Raw genomic sequence first — 25,840 nt, 5'->3', positions numbered from 1 at the left:
CAATTGAGAATTGCCGGGAAGGCTGGACCGGCTTGAGCTTTGGGTACGGGTGCAGCAGCGGCGGAAACCTGCTGTGCTGCCGAATCTTATCAAAGCTGAACAACTCGCCATCAGCCTTTAAATAAACCCACCAGCGTCTTGAGCTGCTGCAAATCTTCACTGCTTGCCGTCCGCCCATAACGCAGCTTGATAAATAGAGAGGTGATTTGATCTATCTGCTCCGTTTGTCCGGGCAGTCTTATTTTCACCCTTTCAGAAAAATCCTTAACCCCCTCGCCCGTGTCCCTGAACAACCCGTGCTTGGCGAGCTTTTTACAGAACCGGTTATAGGCCAGCAAGACCTTATCGGCGGCTTTCGGTTTTTGATAGAGCAGGAACCAGCAAAGCACGGCTGTTATCGATGCTATAACGGCTATCATCCAGTAAATCATGGCCTTAAGATCGTTGATGCCGAATGACGACAGGAAGTTGGACTGGCTCTTGTGGTCGTAATTGATGACCCAGCGTTGCCAGTTATAATCGACGTTACCCCAAAGTTGCCGGGCCTGTTTCAGCCAGTTGTAAGCGGGGCGCGGCAAATAATCATTTGCTGCCGTAATGCCGTAGGCGGTTTGCCGGTCCAGGTTAATCTCGCGCTCGATTCTTTCCGGCGCAATCGCGGCGGTCGGGTCAAACCGAACCCAGCCCCGATTCTCCAGCCAGACTTCTGCCCAGGCATGGGCGTCGGCTTGCCTGATTTCCAGAAAGTCGCCGACTTTGTTCAGTTCGCCGCCCTGATAGCCGGTCACGACGCGCGCCGGAATATGGGCGACGCGCATCAAATACACGAAGGCCGAGGCGTAATGGCTGCAAAACCCGTGTCGGGTTTTAAACAGAAAGCTCTCTATCGGGCTTTCTTCCATGACCGGCGGGGTTAAGGTGTAGTGAAAGTCTTCCTCCCTGAAATGGTTTAGCAGCTGGTTGATAAAGTTGTCGGGGGCACTATCAAAACCGTGTAACTGCCCGACCAGCTGCTTGATTTTATCCGACGGTTCGCCGGGCAGCTGTGTTGCTGATTTATATTCGCCAGGATTGATCGGGCCGGTGTTGTACTCGGGATAAGAGGTGACTTTATACTCGGCGCGTTTATCGGGGCTGTCTGAAGTAATGAGCTGGTAGCCGGCATTCAAGGTTAAAGGCGCGGGAAATTCTTGCGGCATATCCAGCGCAAACACCCAATTTTTATCCTGCGGTTCCATCAGCAGCGTGTATTGATAAGACATGCCGGTAACGGCAGGTTTGCCCGAGGGCTTCTGGAAAACCGCCTGAGTCCAACGCTTGCCGTCGGTGTAAGACAAAACCGGGCCGCGCCAATAGCGTTGCTGCGGCGGAGGGATTGGGCCTGCAAATTTCACCCGAAAAACCAGTTCGAAAGACTCGCCCAGATCGCTGATGGAACCGGGTTCCATGCTGTCGCTTAAGCCTGTTTTAGCGCTATGCGGCTCATTAAACAGCTTCCATTTCGGGGCTTCAATGCGAGGGAATAAAACAAACAATGCCACTGCAATCGGCAGGGCCTGAACGGTGATGATCAGTGCTGTTTTTACTGCCGCACGTGTTAGCGCTTTGCTGCTGTTGATATAAACCAGCGTTGCCAACAGCACGCAGCAAACCAGCAGGATATAGGCCGCCATCAATATGCTTTGTTCGTATAAGAACTGGGAGGCGGCGACGATAAAAGCCAGATAGTTGATCAGGTACAGGTCGCGCTCGGTTTTAATCTCCAACAATTTGAGTCCGAGGGCGGTAATAAACAGGTTGGTTCCGGCATCGCGCCCGAACAGGCCTTGATGCTGGCTATACAGCAGGCCGATTCCGGAAACGGCCAGTAACAAAATGACCCATTTGCCGGGCAGCCAATTGGGCTTCCAGACCCCGATAAAGCGCCAGCTGAGCAATAGGCTGAAAAAGCCGAATATGGCGGCCGGGATATGGTAAACGTGCGGAAATACAATCAGCCCGATCGAGGACAGTAGAAAGATTAAAATATTTTTGTCGAGTTCCGGTTTCATAATCGTCAAAACAGCGCCAGCGCTTCCAGGCATTTTCGATAATGCTCCAAGCCGTTATCGGGCGGCCATTTTACTCCGGGCAAGGCAAAGCCGTAACGGATTCCGGCCTGCTCCGCATCGACCACCCAGCGGCACAGCCGGCTTAAGCGTTCTTCGCTATCGTGTCCGGGCGCCTGGTCGTAATCCAGCCAGATTTCCTCTGATGATTGGTTGCCGTCGTATTGCTTGCTGAACACGCCCAAGCCCTTGGCGAATGCTTTCCAGTGGATGTGCTTGATGGAATCGCCGGACTGATATTGCTGCAAGCCGTAAAAGTCATCGGCGCCTTTTTGGCTAAGCCCCTGTTGAGTTGCTGCCGAAGGCGTTTTAGGGAAAGGCATTTCAACATGGGCCGGTTTCGGATAAACCAGCGCCTTAAGATTGAAGCGGATCGGCGACCAGGCGCGAAACAGGCCCAGTGGGTAAGTGCTGGACAGTGTAACCGTCCCCGCCTGGTGCCAGCCTCTTTTTTGGGTTAGCGAGTGAACCGTAACATGTGCCGTGCTTTGCGGCTGCATAGTCAGGCTTTGAGTATCTTGCAGCTTAATCTGTAACTGGTAGCGCTCCGTACCGGTCGGATTGTTAATGTGAATATCGAACCCTGCGGCCTCTCCGGCAAACACGGCGTTGCTGCGGCCTTGTTGCAGCACCAGTCCGGATAGCGCTTTGTAACTGTGCAAAATGGTGACGAAAAAAACGCTAGCCAGCAAGAAAGCCAGCATGTAAGCCAGGTTATTGTTATAAACAAAGGCGATCAGCATCAATAGAACGATCAGCAATACAAAGCCCAAGCCTCTCTGGGTGGGCAGAATAAAGATGCGCCGGTGATTTAACACCACAGGCGCATCGACCGCCTTTTCGCCTGACACAAACCGGCTGAGCCTAAAGCGTTCTTTTAAGGTGATTCCCAAGAAAGAGTATCCCATCAAGAATCCGATCCGTAAGAAAAAATAGGGTCCACGAAACTCACGAACGGCACGAAAAAAAACAGTAGAAAGAATCGTGTTATGGTTTTTTTCGTGCTTTTTATGTCTTTCGTGGACGATTCGTTTGGTGGATTCATTATTAGTTTAATGGATAGCCACGTTAGCCAAGATGGGCGCGACGATGGCTTCCGATTGGCTATTGCCGGCCCGCAGCCGATGCCCCGCGACGGCCGCCAGCACGGCTTGCAGGTCTTCCGGGATAACCGCATCGCGCTGATCCATGAACGCCCAGGCTTTGGCCGCGGTCAGCAGCGCCAAACCGGCTCGGGGCGACAAGCCGCAGTGATATTCGGATGACTCGCGGGTAAAGTTGATGATGCCCTGGCAATAATCCAGCAAGGCAGCCGATACATGAACCTCAGTGACCGCCTGCTGTATCCCCTGCAATTGTTCAGGCGGCAGTTTTACCGGCAGCGATTCGAACAGGCTGTGCCTGCTTTGCCCGGTCAGCAGTTGCCTTTCCGCCTGATAATCGGGGTAGCCCAGTTCGATGCGCATTAAGAAACGGTCCAGCTGAGACTCAGGCAACGGAAACGTGCCTATTTGATGGGAGGGGTTTTGCGTGGCAATCACAAAAAAAGGCTGGGGCAGCGGATAGGTTTTCCCTTCCACCGAAACCTGATGCTCCTCCATCGCTTCCAGTAAGGCACTTTGGGCTTTGGGCGTAGCCCGGTTTATTTCATCCGCCAATACCATCTGGTTAAAAACAGGGCCGGGATGAAACTTAAATTCGTGGTTTTTAGCGTCGAAAACGGAAGCGCCGATGATGTCGGCAGGCAAAATATCGCTGGTGAACTGAATCCGCTGATAATTTAAGCCCAGCAGTTTTGCCAATGTATGAGACAGCGTGGTTTTGCCGACGCCGGGAATATCCTCAATTAACAAATGGCCGCGGGCCAGCAGACAACAAAGCGCAAGCCGAACCTGCCGGGGCTTGCCGAGAATGACCTGATTAGCGGAATCTAAAAGCTGCTGAATTGCATTTTGCATGATGAGTGATAGGATGGTGTGTTATAAATTTATTGAATTTCACTTTATTATTATAAAGCAAGATTCAACTGCACACAGACCGAACCGAGAACAGAGATTTACTATGAAAGAATATGAAGAAGTACGAAACAGTTTAATTGATATGCTGGAAGATCTTGATGATCGCCTGGCTAAAATTACTCATGATGTTAAAGAACCTTTAGACAAAGACTCTGAAGAACAGGCGACCGAAATGGAGAATGCTGAAGTTCTGGATAGATTGGGCAATGCAGCCAGAACGGAAAGAGAAATGGTCAAGGAGGCTATCGCCAGAATAGATAAGGGCCAGTACGGATTGTGCCAAGTTTGCGGTAATCCTATCGCCAAAGAACGGTTAAAAGCCATACCTTTTTCCAGTATGTGCATAAAATGCGCCAGCCAGACAGGCTGTTAAGGAAATCTAAATAATCCGGTTATATGATGCCCATAAAGCAAGCGATTAGCCACCCAATAGCTTCACACATCTATATCGCTAAAACTTCTCAAGCTAAAATTAGAAATTACAATACAATTTGTTCAAATCTTTTGTTTAATAAGCTTACCCACCTTATAATCCAACAAAACTTCCAAGTTTTTTCCATTTCCTATTTATTTCACTACAACCAGAGACTTGTCTAACAATGAAAATGAAGATTGCCCTATTTTTAGGACTGTTACTTATTGCTAATGTCAGCTTTGCTGAAGATTTAAAAGTTGGTTTTGTCAATATTCCTGCCGTTCTTGAAAAAGCCCCCCAAGCTGAAAAAGCCAAGAAACGCCTGGAACAAGAGTTTTCTCCACGCGACAAGCAATTGGTTGCTCAACAAAAAGAAATTCAAAGCATGGACGAAAAATTGGCTCGTGATGGCGCCGTGATGGGGGCGTCAGCCAAAGCCAATATGGAAAAAGACATTCTGAACAAGAAAAGAGATGCAAAAAGAGCGCAACAAGAATTCAGCGAAGACTTTAATGTTCGTCGTAATGAAGAATTGGGCAAGTTGCAAAGCCGTATCGTTGAAGTTATCCGCGATATAGCCAAAACTCAAAACTTTGATTTGTTACTGACCGATGGCGTTATTTATGCCAACGACCAAATTGATGTGACTGCACAAGTTCAACAAAAGTTATCAGCTTTGCCAAACTGACCGGTTTTAACCGTCAGCCCTGAATGGGCTGACGGTACTTTAAGTCTCACAGTAAAGGCGACCGCTTTTACAACAAATAATCCCTCCCCTCCAAGCTCTTCCGGTCATTTTCCTATTAATCCGCAGCCAATCAGTAAAGGCGACCGCTTTTACAACAAATAATCCCTCCCCTCCAAGCTCTTCCGGTCATTTTCCTATTAATCCGCAGCCAATCGTGGATGCATTCATCACCTCATTACCCTTTGCATCAGGCAGAATAACATGAACAAGCGACAGCTCATCGAAAAGCTATCATTGGAACCTCATATTGAAGGCGGCTATTTTTCCAGAACCTACAGTTCCGACCTAAAAACCGATATGGCTGAGGGTTCGCAATCGAGGCGCCTGCTCTGCTGTCCTCTATTTTTTACATGCTGACTGACGACAGCCCGATTGGTCATTTGCATAAAAATAAATCGGATATCATCCATTACTTTCACGGCGGCTCCCCGTTAACTTATTTAATCCTGCATCCGGACGGCCATGTTGAGACCAGGATACTTGGCGATGATCTTGATAACGGTCAGCAACTGCAACTCATCGTCAAAGGGGGATGCTGGAAAGCAACCGAGCTAAAAACGGGCGAATTCGGCTTAATCAGCGAAGCGGTATCGCCTGGATTTGACTATGGCGATATGGAATTGGCGGAAGAGACCATCATAAAAAACCAGTTTCCTCAAGTATGGGATCAAGTCTCAAAATATGTCAGGCGAATCGGAGCATAAAGGTTTCTATTCTCTATTGCTCCCAGTCATTTTTCCCCAAACGTTTTTGCCGGCTCATTAGCGCCAAGCGCAGCCATTGCAACAGCGCGGCGCAGCCTTTGATAACCTGTGGCGCATAGTGTCTTGCCCTTTGCAGCAGCGAAACGGTGAATCTAAAAAGCGCTACACTGCCGCGATAGCCTTTTTCTTGCATCCGGAAAAACAGCGGCCGTAGCGCAGCAAAGTTCACATCCCTATCCTTGACCTTGCCGCGCCGGTGCAACCAGCCTAGCAAGCCACTAACATAAAGAACGAACAGCCCGATACCGCTAAGAAACCAGATGAACCGGGCTGTAGCGCCGAAAGCTTCGCCGGTATGCACAGGCCATATCCAGGTCGCAAAAGTTTGCCCCTGGGTAAACCCGGACGGGTCGCGCACCTCTTTGACCTGACCGCTCCATCTATCTACCCAGACCGTCGTGTAGGGATGCCGGCGATTGACTTCGCTGCCTTGACGCAAATTAATGCGATAAATCCCGCTGTCGCCGGCAGGCGTGGTAACCCGCCTGAGTTCGGCTTTGGGGAAAGGACCGCGGGCGACAAATTCCGCCGACTCCAGGCCGACCGGATGATTATTGGGGGTTGCCGTGCTGATGATATTGCGCCCGGTTTCGCCGTGTTCCATGCCCGACGAGCCGACCAGCGTTTCCAGTATCGAAGGGAAACTCAAGTTAATGCCGGTGAACGCCAGCAGCAACAAGACCGATACACTCAGCAGCCCGATCATGCGGTGCAGGTCGAAGGCAAGCCGTATCATACCGGCCTTATGGCGAATCCGTAATGCATCCGGAATTCCCCTGATACCCGGCCACCATAAGTAAAGACCGGTACCGACCGAAACCATCAGCAATAATCCCAACATGCCCACCGCATTCCAGCCGAAACGATCAACTCGAAGCTGAGTATGCAGGTCAAGCAGCCAGGTGGTCGCGGTTTGCCCCCAGAATCGGCTGGCAACGACTTCGGCGGTGTACGGGTTTACCGAGACCATCAGCGGCGCATACAGCTCGAAGAAGGTCTCTCTGGGCCTGTCGTACCAGACAGTGATCATGCCATGCGAAGACCTGGGCAGCTCCAACGTCCAGGAGCCGTAGCGGTTGGGATGTGCGGCCTGCACCGCCGCCATGATTTTATCCAACGACTGGCGCTTGCCCTCCGGCTGCTCGATGACCAACTCTGGATTCAGCAGCTCATCCAATTCTTCGCGGTAAACGCTGAGACTGCCAGTTAGCCCCATCAGCGCAAAAAAGAAGCCGGCGATTAATGCCAGATAAACATGAACCTTAATCCAGGTTGCTTGGTTGAGCAGGCGTTGAATGGGAAATTGCATGGCGTTGTTATGAGCGTAAAAACCATCATTATCCCATACGGAATTATTCGCGGTTTATTTTTGTCCGGCGCGCCAACGAATAAAATCGGCCTCATTAACCGCCTGGGCGTACTCAATGCGATTACAAAAAACAATAGGTGATATCACCTAGTCAATAAGTGATATCACCTGTTTTTACGAATCATCCCTACCTCAACCGCCCGCTAAAAAAGCTTGTCCGGTACCGCACAGGCCCTGCCAATACTAGCTTCGATCGCTCGAGCTCAAGGTCTATTCCGTTGTGGCACGGAAACTGCTTTTGTCTGTTGAATAACTTGTGTCACAACAAAGCATAATTACAGGAGAAATGATGCGCACACTACCCAAACTGATAGCAACCCTGCCGCTGACGATGGTCATGGGCTCTGCCCTGGCTGAAGAAAGTACTTTCACCGGCACCAACACTGTGGCGGTTAAGGCGCCTGATGCGCCGGCATCTACGGCTAAACCCGGTCAAAAAGGGGAAAGCGCAAAAAAGACAGACGAGCCGCTGGTTTTGGACATGTTGACCATCAAATCCCAAAAAGCCAATATCGACCAGCCGTTCGGCAGTTATCTCGACCACTCGCAAATCGCCCTGGCCAGAACCGCTACCAGCGATACCGCGCAAATGCTTAAAGGCACTCCGGGCATGAGCTTCTCAGGCGGCGGCGGCATTTCCAGCCGACCTATTATTCATGGTATGGCGGATGATCGCTTGCGGACCCAAGTCGATGGCATGAATTTGATCTCGGCTTGTGCTAATCATATGAATCCTGCGCTGTCGTATGTTTCTCCTTCCAGCGTAATGAGCGCCCAAGTGCTTGCCGGCATTACGCCGGTCAGTATGGGCGGCGACAGCATCGGCGGCACTATCCGCGTTAACTCGGCCGATCCGGAATTTGCCGAAGACGGCAAGGCGCCGTTGCTAAAAGGCCAAGCCTCGACCTTTTACCGCACTAACGGCGACGCGCGGGGAGGCAATATTGCCGCTTCGATTGCGAACGAACATGCCGAACTTAAGTACACCGGCTCAACAGTGCAGGCCCGTAATTACAAAGCCGGTGGAAATTTCACCACCCAAAATACCAAAAACGGCAATGACGTGGTGGCTTCTTCGGCCTATAAATCCGAGAACCAAGCCTTGTCATTGGCCTTGCGTGGCGGTGACCATCTTGCCGTCATCAAGGTCGGACAACAGAACATCCCTTATCAAGCCTTCCCCAACGTGCGCATGGACATGACCGGCGATGACAGCTGGTTCGCCAATGTCTTTACTAAAAGCAATTTTAACTGGGGTAATATTGAAACCCGCGCTTATCACGAGGACGCCCAGCACAAGATGAATTTCCTTGAAGATAAAAAGACTACGCCAACCCGCAGCATGCCTATGGATACGCATGGCGTTAACCAGGGCCTGTTAGTAAAAGCCAATATCGATATGACCGACAGGCACTTGCTGACGGTCGGCGGCGAATATCAGCGTTATCGTTTGGATGACTGGTGGGATCCGGTTCCGGGCAGCATGATGATGGGGCCGGGCACATTCTCGAATATCAATGGCGGCAAGCGCGACCGAGTCGATTTGTTTACCGAATGGGAAGGCCGCTGGAGCGATAAATGGCTGACCCAACTCGGCGCCCGCGTCGGCGCTGTGGAAATGAATGCCGGCAATGTTCAGGATTATCGAACCATGACCGTGGCGCAGAGAGCGGAGGCAACGGCGGTCAACAGCCAAAATAAAAAGCAGACCGACATCAATATTGATTGGACGGCATTGGCGCGTTATACCTACAACGACATGCAGACTTATGAACTGGGCGCCGCCCGGAAAACCCGTTCGCCTAATCTTTACGAGCGTTTCGCCTGGTCCCGCGGATCCATGGCGATGTTCATGAACAACTGGGTCGGGGACGCCAACGGCTATGTCGGCGACATTAATCTTAAACCCGAAGTCGCTCACACCCTCAGCGCCACCGCTAACTGGCATGATGCCGATCAGCAAGACTGGGAAACCAAAATCACGCCTTTTTATACCCATGTCGGAAACTATATCGATGCGAGACTTTGTCAGCCGGCTAATGGCGTAGCGTGCAACAGCCCGGCTATGGGTTTCAATATGTTGCAACTGGCCAACTTCGATGCCTACCTGTTCGGTGTCGATGTTTCCGGATCCAAGCGCTTATTCGAAGACGCAAAATACGGCAACTTCACCGGTAAAACCGTCTTGAATTATGTCAGGGGGAAGAACAACGATACCGGCGGCAACCTGTACCAACAGATGCCATTCAACGCGACGGTGGCCCTCGAACATCAACGCGGCGGCTGGGCGAATACGATTGAAACGCAAATCGTCGCGCCTAAAACCGACGTACAAGGCGTCCGCCTGGAGCCTAGAACCGCCGGCTTCGCATTGTTGAACCTGCGCAGCAGTTATACCTGGAAGCACTTGCGAATCGATGGCGGCATCGACAACCTGCTCGACAAGAACTACGCCTTGCCGTTAGGCGGTACCTATATAGGCGAAAGAAGCGTCCCGGGAACAGCGGTACCCGGCATGGGGCGCTCATTCAATATCGGCATGACTGTAAATTACTAGCCGGCCGCATAAGTTGCGTTAACGTTAAGCAGTTAACGCAACTTGCTTTATTACGATCAACGACTTACATTTTTTAACGGTATAGACACTCAATTACAGTGACGCCTTATAGGCAACGCTTAATGGCTGAAGCAGGTGAACACTCTTTTCCTGCGGAAATTTTTAGTCAACCGCGAGCGGCTGTATGAATACAGCCGCTCGCGGTTTTATCTTTTAAGGCATAAGCCAACAGACTAATGAGTCAGACAATGTTAAGTTTCAGACTTGCCCTCTGTTTTTTATGCGGCCGCATAGCATGGGAATTAGACTATCCTAAAAACCCTATTTCATGCTGCACCTGTCACCCTCCCCAGCAATTACTTGATTTTTTAGCATTAAACGCTTCGTTTCACGTGGCTATTGCCTATCATGAAGTTCCGTATTATTCTGCCCACATCCCGTCACAAATCTACTGATCATTTCGTCTTTCCCTTATGCCCATCTACTTTATCCATCTGTATAAAGGTTCTCCGGCTTTATTATTATCCGCATCAGGCATCTGCTGTCGATTATCGCAAGCCCTATATCTTTATACTGGCCGGGCGGTTCACTTAAGAATTTGCGGCAATTATTTCGCTTGCCTCTTGAGCACGGATACGATGGATTAACCTCATGCTTTTAGAATCTCCAAAAATAATAAAAAGATGAGATCGATAAAAACGCATTTAACCATCACGCTGTTATTGTTTATGTTGCTACCCACCGGGTTGATAGGCGCAACAACATACTGGCTCGTATATAACGGCATTAAAGAAAACCGCATCAAAGACGTCGGCTTTTTAGCCGAAGCGCGTCATGAAGAACTGCGCATGCGCTTGCACAGGGATGACCAGCGCGGAAAGGCTTTGCTGAATAGCTTGATATCTTGCCGCCACAGCGATGGAGGCATTAATGACTGCGCTCGCGCCAAAATGGAGCAGTTTGCCGCCATTAATCATGCCATCGGCTTTTCTTTCCATTCGGGAATCGAAAACGACTTTTCCTACGGCAGCAATGCCATATCGCCCGATAAGTTAAACCTGCCTTTACTACCCGGACAGATAGCGGCAATTTCTACGGTAAACGATGCGTCATTGTTTTCCATGATCGCTACCGACCCGGCGTCCGGCTTTAGTCTGGTGACCACCTATTCCGGACAGGAACTGCAAGAGATTTTTGTAACTTCCAGAGTGCAGGGACAATCAGGAGAAAATTTTCTGCTCGATAATCAGGGGCTTTTCATCACTCAGCCGCGCTATTCTTCTAAACAAGAGGCAATCGAGCCTATTTCAGTCTTGCCGATGCAGCAGTGTCTATATGTCGGAAGCGGCGAAATTCTCGGCCTTGATTATCGCGGCGCTTCCGTCATCCATGGTTTTCGGTCCGTACCGGAAATCGGGGGCGGATGCATTATGGCGCATATCGATCAGGCAGAGGCCTTTGCCCCCCTAAGACAGTTAGTTTTGGGCTTGGGCGCCCAGGCGTTCCTTTTCGCCTGCTCTGCCTGCTTAATGGCAAGAATCAGCAGCAGGAGCATGTCCAGATCCATTATTGCCCTGGCTGACATGGCGCGAGCTTTATCCCGGGGCGATTTTACGCAACGGATTCCCTCAACAAATTACCGCGAAACCTCCGAGTTGTCGGAGTTGTTCAATAACATGACCGGTCAACTGGATGTCACCCTCAGCCGGTTAAAAGCATCCGAACACGAACTGGAGGACAAGGTTGCTGAACTCCGCGAACGTCATAAAAAATACGATTCGGTCATTCAAACTATCAGTGACGGTTTCTGGCAAGTAAATAAAGAAGGCTGCCTGTTGGAGGTCAATCCGGCCTATGCCCATCTTTCCGGATATTCCGAGGCGGAATTGGTCGGCATGACGATCGCCGATCTGGAAGCGCAGGAATCGCCTGAACAAATAGCTCAACATATCCGCGCTGTTATGCTGTATGGAACAGATGTGTTTGAAACCCGGCACCGCCGCAAGGATGGGAGTCTGTGGAATGTTGAAGTCAGCACTTCTTTCATCAATGAAAATGGAGGCTATTTCGTCGCTTTTTTCAGGGACATCAGTGCGCGCAAAGAAATAGACGATAGGTTAAAAACCAGTGAAATGAAATTCCGCTCGATCATCGAGGCTTGCCCGGTGCCGATGGCGTTGCATGATGAAAAGTTAAACATCACCTTCCTGAACCCAGCCTTTGTGCAAGCCTTTGGTTACAGTGTAGTTGATATTCCCACGGTGGCGGACTGGTGGTCAAAAGCCTACCCGGATCCGGACTATCGATACTGGGTCGTAACTAACTGGCAAGCGATACTGGAGAAAGCCAAACAGGATCATGCCGAATTGTCATCTTTGGAAGTGGCTGTCCGCTGCAAGAATAACAGCGTTAAAACCGTTTTAGTCTCTACCGCTACGACTCATGCCGATTTTGCAGATGAACAGTTGATAATCCTGTACGACATTACCCTACGCAAGCAGATTGAAGCGAAATTTAACGCCATTTTTAATGCCTCGGTGGAAGGCCTTATCACCTATGACGAAGCCGGTCTCATCGTTTCGGCGAATGCCGCTGTAGAAACCATTTTCGGCTATCAACCGGAAGAGCTGATTGGCTGGAATACCAAGCAACTTATACGTTCGTCGTCAGATTCCGACGCACCTTATGCAGCAGAGCGTAGCGGCCAAATTCAGGAAGTTGAAGGCCTGCATAAAAACGGTTCGGTAGTGCCCCTGGATCTGTCCACCGCAGAGTATGCAATCGACAATAACCGCTTTTTCACCCATATCGTGCGCGACGTGAGTTCTCGCAAGCAACGGGAACAGCAGGACAAAGAACACCTGGACGAACTCGCCCATGTCACGCGCCTGGGGCTGATGGGCGAAATGGCGTCCGGCATCGCGCATGAAGTTAACCAGCCCCTGTCCGCGATTTCCAGCTACACGCAAGTCAGCTTGAACCTGATTAACACCGAATATCCCGATCTGGTAAAACTCATGGAGGTCTTGCACAAAACCCAGCAGCAGGCTTTACGGGCGGGACGGATCATTCATCGCATGAGGGAATTCGTCAAGTCTCATTCAATACATCGATTAAGTGCCGATATTAATGCGTTGATTTATGACACTGTCGGCTTATGCATTGCCGATCTTAAACAAAACGGCATAAGATTGACCTTTGAGCTGGAAAACAACCTGCCGACTGTCTGTGTAGATCATGTACAAATTGAGCAGGTCATTATAAACCTGCTGCGGAACAGTATTGATGCGTTAAGAAACTTACCCGCAGGACAACAACGGCTTCTGTCCATCCAAAGCTCGCTGACGCCCAATGACAGCATACAGATCAGGGTGAAGGACAACGGGCCGGGGCTTGACAAAGACCAGCAACAAAAGGTACTGACGCCTTTTTACACCACCAAAGCGGACGGCATGGGCATGGGACTCTCCATCAGTCGTTCGCTCGTCGAAGCCCATGATGGAGCGCTGCATTTCAATAGCCAACCCGGAAAAGGCACTACTTTTTATTTCACCCTACCCATACAGAAGCTTTAATCTACTTTGCCTGATAAACATCGATACGCGGTATGTTTTTCCGGCAACAACATAATGGATACAAAAGCCCGACGTTCAGGTTCCGACAGAAAATGCACTCATACCAGCACTCATCGTAACGCAACTGGTGAATGCCCATTGCGGCTTGTAACAGCGGAGCGAGCAATGCTGCCCCGCTTGGCTTAAAGGACCGGTCGCCTAATTCATTGAAGTTATGCGGGGCTTTAACGGCTCGCTATTGATTTCAAAATCCATTTTGATACGTTTTACGGCCGCGTTCATTTCTTTTTTATTCTTGAAAGGCCCGGCGATAACCTGATATTCATCATCTTTTGGGACTTTACGAGCCGGTATGATCGGCCCCTGATGATTAAGCATGGTTGCCAACTGTTGCGCCTTGGTTTCATCATTAAAACTGGCTACTAAAATGGACCAGTCGCTATCCTTTAGCTCCTCAACCACAGGCTGGTCATAGAACTGCTCCGGATGTCTCAGTTGCACAGCGCTTGCCGACATTTCCTCGACGTCAGGACTTTGCATCAGTATCGGCGTGGGAATGCCGTCCGAACGCTGGAGTATGCGCTCGACTTTTTCCCAATCGACCGCTACGCCTTTTTTGGCGCTGACTTCATGCAATTTCTTGACTACCTGTTTTTTCAGGCTGGCTTTCTGCTTTTCCCATTTCGGCAAGGGTTCGTGCGCTTCAAGATACAACATGTCCTGATGCCACGCGGTCAGGTAGGGCTGATGAATAATGCGCACCGGCATACCGACCGTTGCTTTTTTGAACAACACTTCAATATCTTCGGGATAAAGCTGCACGCAGCCATGGCTGATCTGCATGCCGATACCGTAAGGTTTGTTGGTGCCGTGGATTAAATAGCCGGGAAAACCCAGACGCATCGCATAAAGTCCCAGCGGGTTATCAGGCCCTGAGCGAACTACCTTGGGCAAGGTATCGCCTTTTTCGGCATGTTCGCGATGAATGGATTCCGGAACAGTCCAACTTGGGTTAGCGTCTTTGGCGACAATGCTGGTCTGCCCCATCGGCGTGTTCCAGCCCTGACGGCCAATGCCGACCGGATAGGTGTAGACTTTATTCGGCTGTTTCTTGGGATAATAAAACAGCCGCATGTTTGCCAGGTTCAGGGCGATGCCTTTATGAGGCGAATCGGGAAGTATAAATTGCACCGGCAATAAAACGCGGCTGCCCGGCTTGGGCGTCCAAGGAGAGACGGAGGAATTGGCTACGCTGATATCGTTATAGCCAAGGCCGAAATGCCGGGCAATATCCGGCAGGACATCATTTTCGCGGGTTTCAATGGCGGCAAGGGAGCCGACCATGTTTTCACCGTCAGGCAGTTCGAATTCGTGGGTAACGACGGCTTCCGGCTGAGGCTCGGGAAGCTCGATGGTTACCGTTTTTTCATCCTCGGGAAAAAATGACGTCAGGGTCTGACAGCCGCTAAGCAGCATTATCCCAAACGCCAAACCGAGTGACAGGGCTGACTTTTTAATTTTGGACGGGGCAATTCTGGAGGTTTCTAGGCTGGTCATAGAGGTAAGCGCGGATAGGGTTACAAACCCTAAGTATATCGAAGCGAAGATTAAAATATACCGCAGAGAACATTAAGAGTTGATTAAAATCGGGTTAACAGCATTGCGCCTACGGATGCCGAATCGCCGATTAGCCAACGCCGACGGCTGGCCATCGGCGTGTTTATCGTGCGCCTAATTACTCCTTAACCGGTCGGTCGGAAGCCAGGGCATTCCACCCGATTACAACCCTGTATACCATCAACACTACAGTGGCAATCAGGATAAAAATCCCGATACCCAGCTCAAAAGTCAGTCCGGACAAGGCAAAACCGGCCAGAGCTATCCAAGCGGTTTTGATCTGCCAGTCAAAATGGGACTCCAGGAAGGTTCCCTTGACTTTATCTCGCTTCATGAAGTTAATCGCCACTCCCACCAGCAACGGCAACCCGGCAAAGGCGAAGGCCAATACCTGGCAAAGATACACGGCCGTTGTCAGCCGCTTTAATGAGTGCAGTCTTTCAATGTCAGTTTGATCAGTCGAGCTTTCATTCATAACCACCTGCCTATTAATTTTTTCTATGACGTTAACTGCAAAAATACGCTTTATTACAGACAAAGCAACCGGCACCCAGCTCATTTTATGCTTTAAATAACCTCAAAGCCCAAGATCGGACAGACCTGGATGATTGTCGGGCCTCGGCCCCAGCGGCCAATGAAATTTACGCTCCGCCTCGTTAATCGGCAAGTCGTTGATACTGGCCAGGCGGCGTTGCATCAGGCCGCTTTGGTCAAACTCCCAATTTTCATTGCCGTACGAACGGAACCAGTTGCCCGAGTCATCATGCCACTCATAGGCAAAACGCACCGCAATGCGCGCCTCATGAAAAGCCCATAGCTCTTTTATAAGGCGGTAGTCCAATTCTTTAGCCCATTTTTGCTGAAGGAACTGCACAATCTGGTCGCGGCCGGTAAGAAATTGCGCCCGGTTACGCCATTGGCTATCGATGGTGTAAGCCAGCGCAATTTTTTCCGGGTCATGGGTATTCCATGCGTTTTCGGCGGCGCGTACTTTTTGCGCCGCCGTTTCGGCAGTGAATGGCGGCAGCGGTGGACGGATATTTTCAGTCATGTTCTGATCCTTATTATTTTTTGAGGGAACATGAAATGTAGTTTCTACAGGTTTTTATTGCAATACAAACTTAAAGCCGATCAACATCAGGATGCAAGCCAGGATCGGCCGCAAAAATCTTTCAGGAATCTTTGCGCTCAGGTGGCTGCCAATCCAGATGCCGGGTATAGAACCGATCAGCAAGCTTCCCAACAAAACCAGGTCCACATTGCCCAGACTGAGATGGCCCAGTCCCGCGACCGCCGTCAGCGGAATGGCATGCGCCAGATCCGTGCCGACGATTTTCAATGTCGTCATTCTCGGATAAAGAAACAACAGCGCGACAGTACCCAACGCACCGGCACCCACGGACGACAGCGTCACCAGGACGCCCAGCACCGCGCCGATCAATACGGTGGCCGGTATTTGCAGATGCTTGAAGCGCCCTGCATTCTCGGGGGTGCTGTGCTCATCATCGATAGGCTTAAGCTTTGCCGCCCGACTTAACAACACACTGCGCACTATCAACGAGAAAGCGGTCAGCAGCAGCGCAACACCCAGCGTAAACGTAATCGCTCCGGTGGTTTCCTTGCCGACTGCCATCAAATGCCTGAGTACATACAAAGTAGCCAATGCAAAAGGTATGCTGCCCAGCCCCAGCCAGCCGACGATTTTCCAGTCAACCGAACTGTGTTTGTTGTGATGCACCCACACGCCGCCGGTCTTGGTGATGGCCGCAAACAGAAGGTCCGTACCCACCGCAACGGCCGGCTTGAACCCGAACAGAAAAACCAGCAATGGCGTCATCAGCGATCCGCCACCCACGCCGGTCAAACCCACCAACAGTCCTACAGAAAGACCGGAAAAAGCATATGCCCAATTCATAAAAATTAGCCCTTGTTTTAATGCGTCTAAAAAGCTGTGCATTATAACAGGCGAGTAGCGCTATTTTTTAAGAGTTGCCATGCTGTGTTTATTTGACAATAAAACCCAGATCAAATCACTGAACTCCAGGCTGTCTATTATTAAGTTTATTCCCAAGCGTTTAAAACGCTTCCCACTCCCTCAAACCGGCTGTCGCCAATGACGCTTTAAGCCTGGTCGTCGGCGGGATTTTCCGCCACCGAACTATGCAGCGGGTTTCCCTATCGAAGCCATTCATGGATATACCTGTCATCATGCGTTAACAGATTGGTTCAGTATCCTGAACGTTAAGGATAAAAATCGGCGATAGTCATGCGGCTGTAAATAGTTTTATAAAAGTGAGCTGTCCGGTCAGGTCTTGCTCATAAATAGTGCAGAACTTGGCAGAGTTCCGTTACATAGTTTTACGGAATAAAAAGGATGCGGTCAGCAGACTGACCGCATAGAGGAGGATAAATAACTCTAATCCCCTTTAGGAGAGGGAGCGCATTCAAGAGTTGCATGCATTTTAATAACTAAACACAACCTTGAAAATGTGACCAATTGCCGCGCGACAATTTGTCTCTATGAATGGCATGATAATTGCTTAATATCCTGGTTTGCGCGATGGAAACGGCGCAGCTGCTGAGCTTAAGTAAGCTATGAAGTGCATGATCGGGTATTTCACATAAGAAATCAGGGCATATCACATAGACCCTATTGATCGAACGCATGAAGCCTCACAAGGACTTAAACGACTCTGTTGCGGGGATGTTTAGTTATCAATTTATTAGATACAACTATCGAATAATATCGTTTTATTAAAATAAACAATCCCCCTAAGCTATACCCAACCCCAAAGAACTGCCGGAAAAACAGTACGGCATGTTTACCATCATTTTTTATGTGTACCTCCTCTATACAAGGATTGTTGTTGGTGCGGGCTTCGGCCCGCCTTTTTTTAAACCGAAAGGTACAGATTTTTATCAATTGAACCCATTGCAGCCGGAAGCGAAAAACCCGCCGGTGGCTCAACCTTTATCAAACATGAGGAATAAGTTTATGCCGTTACAAAATTTAGTTGAATATTTTAATGACCGCTTCAGGCAAGAACACCGCTCAAGCTTTCGACCTTTTATTTTGGAAGAAGAAACAATCAGCGCGCTATTCGGTCAAATCAAAATAGGCAGTGTTTTTTCGCCAATACGTCTGGCACCGAGGCCCGCCGAAATCATCGGTCATGCCGCGAAACTCAAGGTCTCCACTCATGAGGTTCAATACCTGTATTCAGATGAAATTGAAAACCTGTTAAGTAACCATGCTCATCAGGCTAACGATTTTGAATCCATCATCAATTTCGACCGCTTATCCCGTACCGTGCATATGCTTAATTATCTGCCGATTACTCATTTGCAGGGTTCGTTATTCGTGGAAGTTGATCCGCGCCATATATTGGGTGTTAAACAGGATCATGGCGCCTATTTCGAGGAAGTCATTGCCCAGTGCGGACTGGAAACCAAAAATGTTGTCATCATTATGGCGGTAAACAGCCAATACGCCCGGCATTTTCAAGAGTTGGTTACCGGATTGGACAATTATCGGCACCGAGGTTATCAAATCGCGCTCAAGTTCGATTATGTCGCCCAGGAAAGTCAATCATTTGATCTGATTACCAAGTTATCCCCGAATTATGTCAGTTTATCGGCCAGGCAACTTGAACAGGTGCGCGACAGTAACATTTTTGAAAAATTAAGCGGCTTAAGGGAGCGGGTAACATTAGCAGGCGGCCAGAGCATCCTCCAGCAAATCGATCAGAAAAAGTCCGATCAGTTGGCTCGCAACGCCGGTTTCGACCTGGTGCAGGGCAGTTATTATGAGCGATATTCAGCACCGGTACTTAGGACGCAATTATCCGGCATCGAAGTCAGTGTCAGTGGCTAACCCTTAACTGATGTTGCGCACAGGACATATTTCTCCCGCTTGCCGCACCGAGTACCGGAATTTTCTCCAGAACAAATCGGCGGGATAGCCGATTCGCAAGCATAGCTTAACGAGCTTATAAGCTAGCGTAAATCTCCATTTTCTCAATCGTTTAGCTTAAGGAATATCAGCGATACGCAAGCACAGGATCAGCGGATCGCTAGGAAGAGCGGTGAATCCGTAACGGATGTAGAAATCCGACAATTTTATAGTCTTTGCGTCGACAAATAAGAAACTACCGCCAACTAGGCTAGAAACGGTTTTAACTCGCGTCATGGCATCAAGCAATAAACGTTCGCCATGACCTTTTTTCTGCTCTTCGAGCGATACGGCTAAACGGGCAAGCGTCATTGCCGGCACATTTAAAGGAAGGGCTTTTTTCATGTTTTGCGGCAATGCTTCCTTAAGTGTCAAACCGCGGATAGCAAGTGAGTAATAACCGATAACTACTGTAGGAGATTGGTCTTCCATCAGTACAAATGTACGGGATATATTTTTTTCCTGATGCTGCCGCGCAGTATTTTTCAGCCAGGCATCCAGCTCTTTAGTGCCGCAACTAAAATTTCTCAAATCATGTGATCGATCCAGAGTCCGTATTGAGAAACCCACTTTCTACCTCATTTTTATAGCGCTCAGAAGCCTTTGCCAAAACATTATTCGGAGATGATGGCTTCTCAAGCATTGTAAATAACATTGCAGCATCTTTGCGGGTCAAGCTGATTGTCGTCTCACGTTCAATCAGCTGCTCGGCCCTTTCCAGCGCGGTCTGAACCACAAACTGGTTCAGTGTTGCGCCAGTTAAATCTGCTGCCTCTTGCAATTTCTCTTGTATTGACAAAGAAACCCTTGCCGTAATACGGCCTCGTTCGATTGTTTTTTGCTGCATTTTTAATACCTTAAGTATTATTTCATCACGACATCTGTTTTAAGTAGCTGTGCCTTGTCTTTTTCAAGATTCGACCCGATGTCGTCTCTATGTTTAGTGGCTGAGGTGATCATTTATTACTCTTCTTTAGCATTCCCCTACTTGCTTTATAAAAATTTATTATACCTTTATGGTGCCATAATGACACCAAATTTTCTATGAGTTCATCTATAACTTTAAAAATTTCAGGATGAATGCTTACAAGTGAAAATCCCTGCCCGCCAAAACTTCCCTGACATAACCAGCTTTGATGACAAAATCGCCGAAGCGCTGCCCCGGCTCCCGTTCGCGGGCATAGCGTTGCAGAATCGGCGTTAATTCGGCAAGAATCTGTTCCTCGTTGATATTCTCGCGGTACAGTTTGTTCAGGCGCTGGCCGTAAAAGCCTGCGCCCAGATACAGGTTGTACTTGCCCGGCGCTTTGCCGATAAAACCGATTTCCCCGAGCACCGAGCGCGCGCAGCCGTTCGGGCAACCGGTCATGCGAATCAGGATCGGATCGTTTCCAAGCCCGGCCTGTTTGACGATCTTATCCAGTTTGTCGAGCAGCGACGGGAAGTAGCGCTCGCTTTCCGCCATGGCCAAACCGCAGGTCGGAAACGCCACGCAGGCCATCGAGTTCAGGCGCAGAGCGGTCTGATGACCTTTAGCCAACCGGTATTTTTCCAGCAGCGCATTAATGACCGGTTTGCGTTTACTGCTGACCTGCCCGATCATCAAATTCTGGTTGGCGGTGAGCCTGAAATCGCCGTCATGCACCTTGGCGATTTCACGCAACCCGGTCATCATCGGGTCAATCTCGGTGTCGAGTATGCGGCCGTTCTGGATAAACAGGGTGTAATGCCAGGTATCGTTAGCGCCTTCGACCCAGCCGTAACGGTCGCCGGAATGTTCGAATATATAAGGCCGGGGCGGCTCCAGGCTCCATCCCAGCCGCCGGTTCAGTTCAAACATTAGCCAGTCGATGCCCCGGTCCTCGATGGTATATTTAAAGCGGGCGTGTTTGCGCTGCGTCCTATCGCCGAAATCGTGCTGAATCGTGACGATTTCCTCGGCGACTTGCAGCGTCTTGCTCTTCGGGCAATAGCCGATCACGTCGGCCAGGCGCGGGTAAGTAGACGTCTCGCCGTGGGTCATGCTCAAGCCGCCGCCGACGGTGACGTTAAACCCGAGCAGATGGTTATCCTCGGCGATTGCGATAAAACCCAAATCGTTGGCAAACAGATCGACATCGTTGCTTGGCGGAATGGCGACCGCTATCTTGAATTTGCGCGGCAGGTAGTGCTTGCCGTAGATCGGCTCTTCGTCCTGCCGGCTTGAAGACAGCAGTTCTTCATCCAGCCAGATTTCATGATAAGCCGTCGTTCGGGGTAACAAATGCTCGCTGATGCGGCGGGCATACTCGTAGACTTCCTCGTGCAGCCGCGATTGCTGCGGATTGGGATTGCACATGACGTTGCGGTTCACGTCGCCGCAGGCGGCAATGGTATCGAGCAGCGCGGCGTTAATTTCCGCAATGGTCTTTTTCAGGTTGCGCTTGACGATGCCGTGCAGCTGGAAAGTCTGCCTGGAAGTCAGCCGGATGGTGTTATTGCACCAGGTGTTGGCGATGCGGTCCACTTCCAGCCATTGCGTCGGGGTGCACACCCCGCCGGGCAAGCGGATGCGCACCATAAACTGGTAGCGAGGCTCCAGTTTCTGCCTGCGGCGCTCGTCGCGCAAATCGCGGTCATCCTGTTGGTAAATGCCATGATATTTGCATAGCTGGGTGTCGTCTTCGCTTAGTGCGCCGGTCAATGGGTCTTGCAGGCTCTTGACCAGCGTGCCGCGAAGGTAATTACTGGCATCCTTGATCCGCTCGACTTCAGACTGTTTTGCCAATTGTTCCGGAGTGATATCGGTCATCGTTTCAACCTCATTTAACACATAAGTAAAACCTGGAAGGTCTAAATCAGTGAACCTCTTTCAATACACATCCCGTTGATAGCGTTTGGTCCTTTGCAGGTCCGCTATATAGTCTTCCGCATTGCCCGTACCGCTTTCGGCAGCAACAATGTTCAGCAATTCCTGATGCACATCATGCGCCATGCATTTTCCGTCGCCGCAGACATAAAGATGAGCTCCCTCCTGCAACCACGCGTACAGTTCCTTGCCGTGTTCGGCCATCAAATGATGAACATAGATTTTTTGTTCCTGATCGCGCGAGAAGGCGACATCCATGCGGGTCAGTAGCCCGCTTTTAAGATAGCGCAGCCATTCGGCCTGATACAGGAAATCGGTCTCGAAATGCTGGTCGCCGAAAAACAGCCAGTTTTTGCCCGGCGCGCCGATCGCTTCACGCTCTTCGACAAAGGCACGGAACGGCGCGATGCCGGTGCCGGGACCGATCATGATAATCGGCGTGTCGGGGTCGGCCGGAAGCTTAAAATTATTATTGCGGTCGATATAAACAGGGATAATCGTATCCCCATCAATGCGCTCGGCCAGATACGTCGAACCAACCCCTTTGCGATCCCGGCCATGCGACTGGTAACGTACCGCAGCCACGGTGATATGCACTTCGTCGGGATGCTGTTTCAGGCTGGAGGCAATCGAATATGCGCGGGGTGGCAGTTTGCGCAGGCAGCCGACAAACGCCTGCGGCGATAGCTCCCCGGATGGGAAGTCGGTTACCAGGTCAATCATTTCACGGCCATACAGATAGTCGTTCAGTTTTTGTTTGTCGTGCAGCAACTGATCCAGCTTCTGGTTATTGGCTAATAAGGCGTATTTTTGCATGACCGGCCGGGTAATGGCGGTAATTTCATAATGCCGGAACAGCGCGTCGTAAAGGAAGCCTTCCTTACCGTCATCCAGCGTAACCCATTCCGTACCGGCAAAATGCAGCGTCTGTAACAGGGCATCGATCACGTCGGGCGCATTGGTCGGATAAACGCCGAGCACATCGCCCGGCTCGTAACTCAGGCCGGAACCTTCCAGAGAAAATTCAAGATGGTGGGTTTCCTTCAGCGAACCCCGCCCGTTCAGCACGATGTTTTCCAGCAACAGCGCAGGAAACGGATGCTTACGCGAATAGACAGAGGAGCTTGCAACAGACGGCGGCGCGGACTCTGCGGTTTGAGAGTTGGCTTCCAGGCGCAGGGACAGTACATTCAACACCGCATCCATCCACGCTTCGGCGCTGGACTCGTAGTCCACATCGCAATCAACCCTGGGATGAATGCGCGTTGCCCCCAGTTCCTCCAAACGCCGGTCGAAATCAATGCCGGTTTTGCAGAAGAACTCGTAACCGGAATCGCCCAGACCCAGCACGGCAAAATGCATTTTCTTGAGCGACGGAGCGCGCTTGCTGAATAAATACTCGACCAATTCCCTGGCATTGTCAGGCGGCTCGCCTTCGCCGTAAGTGCTGACGATGACCAGCAGATTTTTCTCGGCCTTCAATTGCGGCAGTTTGTAATCGCCCATTTTTTTGACCGTTGTTTTTAAGCCGCGCCCGGCGGCCAGGCTGTGCAGTTGTTCGGCCAGCGTCTCACCGTTGCCGGTTTGTGAACCGACCAGAATGGTAATATCGGCAATATCGGCGGCGCTTGGGAGGGCTGGCAAATCCTTTGCAACCCGCCCGGTCACGTACCCCCCAACCCAGGCGGCCTGCTCCGGCGATAAAGTCGAAAAAAATTGTTGAAGCAGATAATATTGATCGTCGTTTAACGGCGTCTGGCTGCGTTCAGGTAATAATATCTGCATATAAATCCCCGGTTCTTGGGATGAGAGATAACGCGATATCGGCGGCTTTACTTCTCAGGCTACGCCAAGCCGTCCGGACCGGCAATACCGGCCATTACCTAGATTTCGGCAAAACAGCCGGCAAGCTGATTTAACCATCTGGGCCTCAGCAATTTTTGCTAATCAAGCGCCGTAGGGTACGAGACTGTGAAAGTATTATCCAAATTAGGCTAAAAACATTTTTCACCACGAAGGCACGAAGAACACGAAGAAAAACAATCGTTTTAATTCAGTGCATTGAAAACTTCGTGTTCTTCGTGCCGCCTAGAGGCGCCTACTTTTGGCTTCGTGGTGAATTCTTTAATTTTTTCTAAAAACGAATATTTTCACAGCCTCGTACCCGACCGGACTAACCGGGACAATCGACATTACGCTGTACTTAAAAAACCGCGCTAAATTATGCTACGCTCTTCTAAAGGGTATATAAATTTAAACGACAAGATTTTTTATTAACGCGTTTCCGTTCCACTAGCCAGGAGTCAAACCATGCTAATCGGCCTACCTAAAGAAATTAAGGACAACGAGAATCGAGTCGGCCTGACGCCAGGCTCAGTCAGGGCGTTAACGCGCCGGGGCCATCAGGTGCTGGTACAAAGCGGCGCCGGGGAAGGCAGCTCGCTTTCGGACGAAGAATACCGCTTGGCCGGAGCGCAAATCGTTCCCAACGCGGAAGATGCCTGGGCGGCGAACATGGTGGTCAAAGTCAAGGAACCGATTGCCTCGGAATATCCCTATCTGCGCCAGGACCTGTTGCTGTTCACCTACCTGCATCTGGCTTCCGATAAGCCGCTGACCGAAGCCCTGCTAACCAGCGGCACCACCGGCATCGCGTACGAGACCGTGCAGACCGAAGACGGCAGTTTGCCTTTGTTGATACCGATGAGCGAAGTGGCGGGGCGCATGGCGACCCAGGCCGGCGCCACTTATCTGCAAAAATCGCATGGCGGACGCGGCGTACTGATCGGCGGCGTGCCGGGCGTCGCACCCGCCAATGTCATCATTCTGGGCGGCGGCATCGTTGGCACCAACGCCGCTCGGGTAGCGGTCGGCCTGGGCGCGCAAGTCACGGTACTGGATATCAGCCATGCCCGCTTGAAATATCTGGACGACATTTACCGCGGCCAACTGCAAACCCGCATCAGCAACGAATCGACCATCGAAGAAGCCATCGAAACCGCCGATCTGGTCATCGGCGCGATTTTGATCCACGGCGGGCGAGCGCCCTGGCTGATTACCCGCGACATGCTGCCGACCATGCGCAAAGGCTCGGTAATCGTGGACGTGGCCGTCGACCAAGGCGGCTGCGTGGAAACCACGCGCCCGACGACTCACAGCCATCCGACTTATGTCGTCGACGACGTAGTGCATTATTGCGTTGCCAACATGCCGGGGGCCGTGCCGCGCACCAGCACCTTCGCGCTGAACAACCAAACGGCCAAGTACGCCCTGCAACTCGCCAACGAAGGCCTGGACGCCGTGCGTAAAGACAAGGCGCTGCAATACGGGCTCAACACCTATCGCGGGGCCGTGACCTATCCCGCCGTCGCGGAAGCGTTCGGTATGAAGCACACCGATCCGCTGCAGGCATTAAGGTAAATCTTGAGAATAAGCAGCGTTGTGCCGCTGATATCGGTGATTGTCAGATTGCCGTTGTCGATATGCAGCGTGAAATCCCGCACCGCTGCTTCAGCTCCATTTTGTGCAATCAACAGCAGCACAGATAGGCCAAGTTTTTTTAACATTATTTTTATTTCAATTGGTTGTCGTTTAGGAAAAGCCCACTGGAGATTAGGTCGCATAGAAGTGCAGCCATTCTCCGAGCGAGTTATTAGAGGCAAATACCACGCTACTAAATAGTCACTTAAAAACAATGAGATAAAAGAGGGCGAACTGGATTTTAGAAATACCAGTTCATATGCCATAGCGAGCTGCGACATATGAACTGTTTTGCAAAGACGTGCACCGGCAAGATGCGCCTGGGGCTGGTTTTTGATGACACGCACTATGTCTAATAAAACGATAAACTACAGATTCAACCTGTTAGT

Annotated in this window: 21 protein-coding genes; 8 read left to right on the top strand and 13 right to left on the bottom strand. The window is 50.5% G+C overall.

The window, feature by feature from the left end:
- Positions 1-110 precede the first annotated feature (110 nt).
- The 3 genes from M0R47_RS03910 to M0R47_RS03900 all read right to left on the bottom strand — a co-directional run bounded on the left by M0R47_RS03910 (position 111) and on the right by M0R47_RS03900 (position 4,066).
- Complete coding sequence (locus M0R47_RS03910) at positions 111-2,084, bottom strand: DUF3488 and transglutaminase-like domain-containing protein (RefSeq protein ID WP_292550600.1); 1,974 nt, start codon at positions 2,082-2,084, stop codon at positions 111-113.
- The gene (locus M0R47_RS03905) at positions 2,057-3,016 is read right to left on the bottom strand and encodes a DUF58 domain-containing protein (RefSeq protein WP_292550597.1); all 960 of its coding nucleotides are present in this window, start codon (positions 3,014-3,016) and stop codon (positions 2,057-2,059) included. The genes M0R47_RS03910 and M0R47_RS03905 overlap by 28 nt, the downstream gene beginning before the upstream one ends.
- A 144-nt stretch (positions 3,017-3,160) precedes the next feature.
- Complete coding sequence (locus tag M0R47_RS03900) at positions 3,161-4,066, bottom strand: MoxR family ATPase (RefSeq protein WP_292550594.1); 906 nt, start codon at positions 4,064-4,066, stop codon at positions 3,161-3,163.
- A 103-nt stretch (positions 4,067-4,169) separates the two neighbouring features.
- On the opposite strand from M0R47_RS03900, the gene M0R47_RS03895 reads away from it, so the two are divergent.
- The 4 genes from M0R47_RS03895 to M0R47_RS03885 all read left to right on the top strand — a co-directional run bounded on the left by M0R47_RS03895 (position 4,170) and on the right by M0R47_RS03885 (position 5,993).
- Positions 4,170-4,499 carry a TraR/DksA family transcriptional regulator gene (locus tag M0R47_RS03895; RefSeq protein WP_292550591.1) on the top strand — a complete coding sequence of 110 codons (330 nt, stop codon included), beginning with the start codon at positions 4,170-4,172 and terminating at the stop codon, positions 4,497-4,499.
- Positions 4,500-4,725: 226 nt separating this feature from the next.
- Positions 4,726-5,229 carry an OmpH family outer membrane protein gene (locus M0R47_RS03890; protein ID WP_292550588.1) on the top strand — a complete coding sequence of 168 codons (504 nt, stop codon included), beginning with the start codon at positions 4,726-4,728 and terminating at the stop codon, positions 5,227-5,229.
- A 261-nt stretch (positions 5,230-5,490) separates the two neighbouring features.
- Entirely contained in the window at positions 5,491-5,646 is a 156-nt protein-coding gene (locus M0R47_RS21855; protein WP_366513164.1) for a cupin domain-containing protein, read from the top strand.
- Positions 5,640-5,993: a cupin domain-containing protein gene (locus M0R47_RS03885; protein WP_292550585.1), complete on the top strand. Its 354-nt coding sequence runs from the start codon at positions 5,640-5,642 to the stop codon at positions 5,991-5,993. Before M0R47_RS21855 ends, M0R47_RS03885 begins: the two co-directional genes overlap by 7 nt.
- 13 nt (positions 5,994-6,006) lie before the next feature.
- Here the strand turns inward: M0R47_RS03885 and M0R47_RS03880 are convergent, their stop codons facing one another.
- The gene (locus M0R47_RS03880) at positions 6,007-7,362 is read right to left on the bottom strand and encodes a PepSY-associated TM helix domain-containing protein (RefSeq protein ID WP_292550582.1); all 1,356 of its coding nucleotides are present in this window, start codon (positions 7,360-7,362) and stop codon (positions 6,007-6,009) included.
- 349 nt (positions 7,363-7,711) lie between these two features.
- Between M0R47_RS03880 and M0R47_RS03875 the strand changes: the two genes are divergently transcribed.
- A complete protein-coding gene (locus M0R47_RS03875; protein WP_292550579.1) occupies positions 7,712-9,979 on the top strand; it encodes a TonB-dependent receptor in 2,268 nt (755 codons plus the stop codon).
- Between the two features lie 683 nt (positions 9,980-10,662).
- A complete protein-coding gene (locus M0R47_RS03870) occupies positions 10,663-13,554 on the top strand; it encodes a PAS domain S-box protein (RefSeq protein ID WP_292550576.1) in 2,892 nt (963 codons plus the stop codon).
- 198 nt (positions 13,555-13,752) lie between these two features.
- On the opposite strand, the gene M0R47_RS03865 is transcribed toward M0R47_RS03870, so the two are convergent.
- The 4 genes from M0R47_RS03865 to M0R47_RS03850 form a co-directional block, all read right to left on the bottom strand.
- The gene (locus M0R47_RS03865) at positions 13,753-15,111 is read right to left on the bottom strand and encodes a L,D-transpeptidase family protein (RefSeq protein WP_292550573.1); all 1,359 of its coding nucleotides are present in this window, start codon (positions 15,109-15,111) and stop codon (positions 13,753-13,755) included.
- Between the two features lie 178 nt (positions 15,112-15,289).
- A complete protein-coding gene (locus M0R47_RS03860; RefSeq protein ID WP_292550571.1) occupies positions 15,290-15,646 on the bottom strand; it encodes a hypothetical protein in 357 nt (118 codons plus the stop codon).
- A 102-nt stretch (positions 15,647-15,748) separates the two neighbouring features.
- Positions 15,749-16,222, bottom strand: a complete 474-nt coding sequence (locus M0R47_RS03855; protein ID WP_292550568.1) for a nuclear transport factor 2 family protein — start codon at positions 16,220-16,222, stop codon at positions 15,749-15,751.
- A gap of 54 nt (positions 16,223-16,276) precedes the next feature.
- Positions 16,277-17,086 carry a sulfite exporter TauE/SafE family protein gene (locus M0R47_RS03850; protein ID WP_292550565.1) on the bottom strand — a complete coding sequence of 270 codons (810 nt, stop codon included), beginning with the start codon at positions 17,084-17,086 and terminating at the stop codon, positions 16,277-16,279.
- Positions 17,087-18,166: 1,080 nt separating this feature from the next.
- Between M0R47_RS03850 and M0R47_RS03845 the strand changes: the two genes are divergently transcribed.
- Positions 18,167-19,045: a hypothetical protein gene (locus tag M0R47_RS03845; RefSeq protein ID WP_292550562.1), complete on the top strand. Its 879-nt coding sequence runs from the start codon at positions 18,167-18,169 to the stop codon at positions 19,043-19,045.
- Positions 19,046-19,201: 156 nt separating this feature from the next.
- On the opposite strand, the gene M0R47_RS03840 is transcribed toward M0R47_RS03845, so the two are convergent.
- The 4 genes from M0R47_RS03840 to M0R47_RS03825 form a co-directional block, all read right to left on the bottom strand.
- A complete protein-coding gene (locus tag M0R47_RS03840) occupies positions 19,202-19,654 on the bottom strand; it encodes a GNAT family N-acetyltransferase (RefSeq protein WP_292550559.1) in 453 nt (150 codons plus the stop codon).
- A 1-nt stretch (position 19,655) separates the two neighbouring features.
- Positions 19,656-19,970, bottom strand: coding sequence for a DUF1778 domain-containing protein (locus M0R47_RS03835; protein ID WP_292550556.1), 315 nt, complete (start codon positions 19,968-19,970; stop codon positions 19,656-19,658).
- A 237-nt stretch (positions 19,971-20,207) separates the two neighbouring features.
- Positions 20,208-21,914, bottom strand: a complete 1,707-nt coding sequence (gene cysI, locus M0R47_RS03830) for an assimilatory sulfite reductase (NADPH) hemoprotein subunit (protein WP_292550553.1) — start codon at positions 21,912-21,914, stop codon at positions 20,208-20,210.
- Positions 21,915-21,974: 60 nt separating this feature from the next.
- On the bottom strand, positions 21,975-23,756 hold the full coding sequence (locus M0R47_RS03825) for an assimilatory sulfite reductase (NADPH) flavoprotein subunit (protein WP_292550550.1): 1,782 nt from the start codon (positions 23,754-23,756) through the stop codon (positions 21,975-21,977).
- Positions 23,757-24,281: 525 nt separating this feature from the next.
- On the opposite strand from M0R47_RS03825, the gene ald reads away from it, so the two are divergent.
- Positions 24,282-25,391: an alanine dehydrogenase gene (gene ald / locus M0R47_RS03820; RefSeq protein WP_292550547.1), complete on the top strand. Its 1,110-nt coding sequence runs from the start codon at positions 24,282-24,284 to the stop codon at positions 25,389-25,391.
- On the opposite strand, the gene M0R47_RS03815 is transcribed toward ald, so the two are convergent.
- A complete protein-coding gene (locus tag M0R47_RS03815; RefSeq protein WP_292550544.1) occupies positions 25,328-25,798 on the bottom strand; it encodes a hypothetical protein in 471 nt (156 codons plus the stop codon). The genes ald and M0R47_RS03815 overlap by 64 nt on opposite strands.
- Between the last annotated feature and the right edge of the window lie 42 nt (positions 25,799-25,840).

Origin of the sequence: Methylobacter sp. (assembly GCF_023227905.1) — a bacterium.
Taxonomy (GTDB): domain Bacteria; phylum Pseudomonadota; class Gammaproteobacteria; order Methylococcales; family Methylomonadaceae; genus Methylobacter_A.
This window is presented reverse-complemented; position numbering and strand designations above follow the sequence as displayed.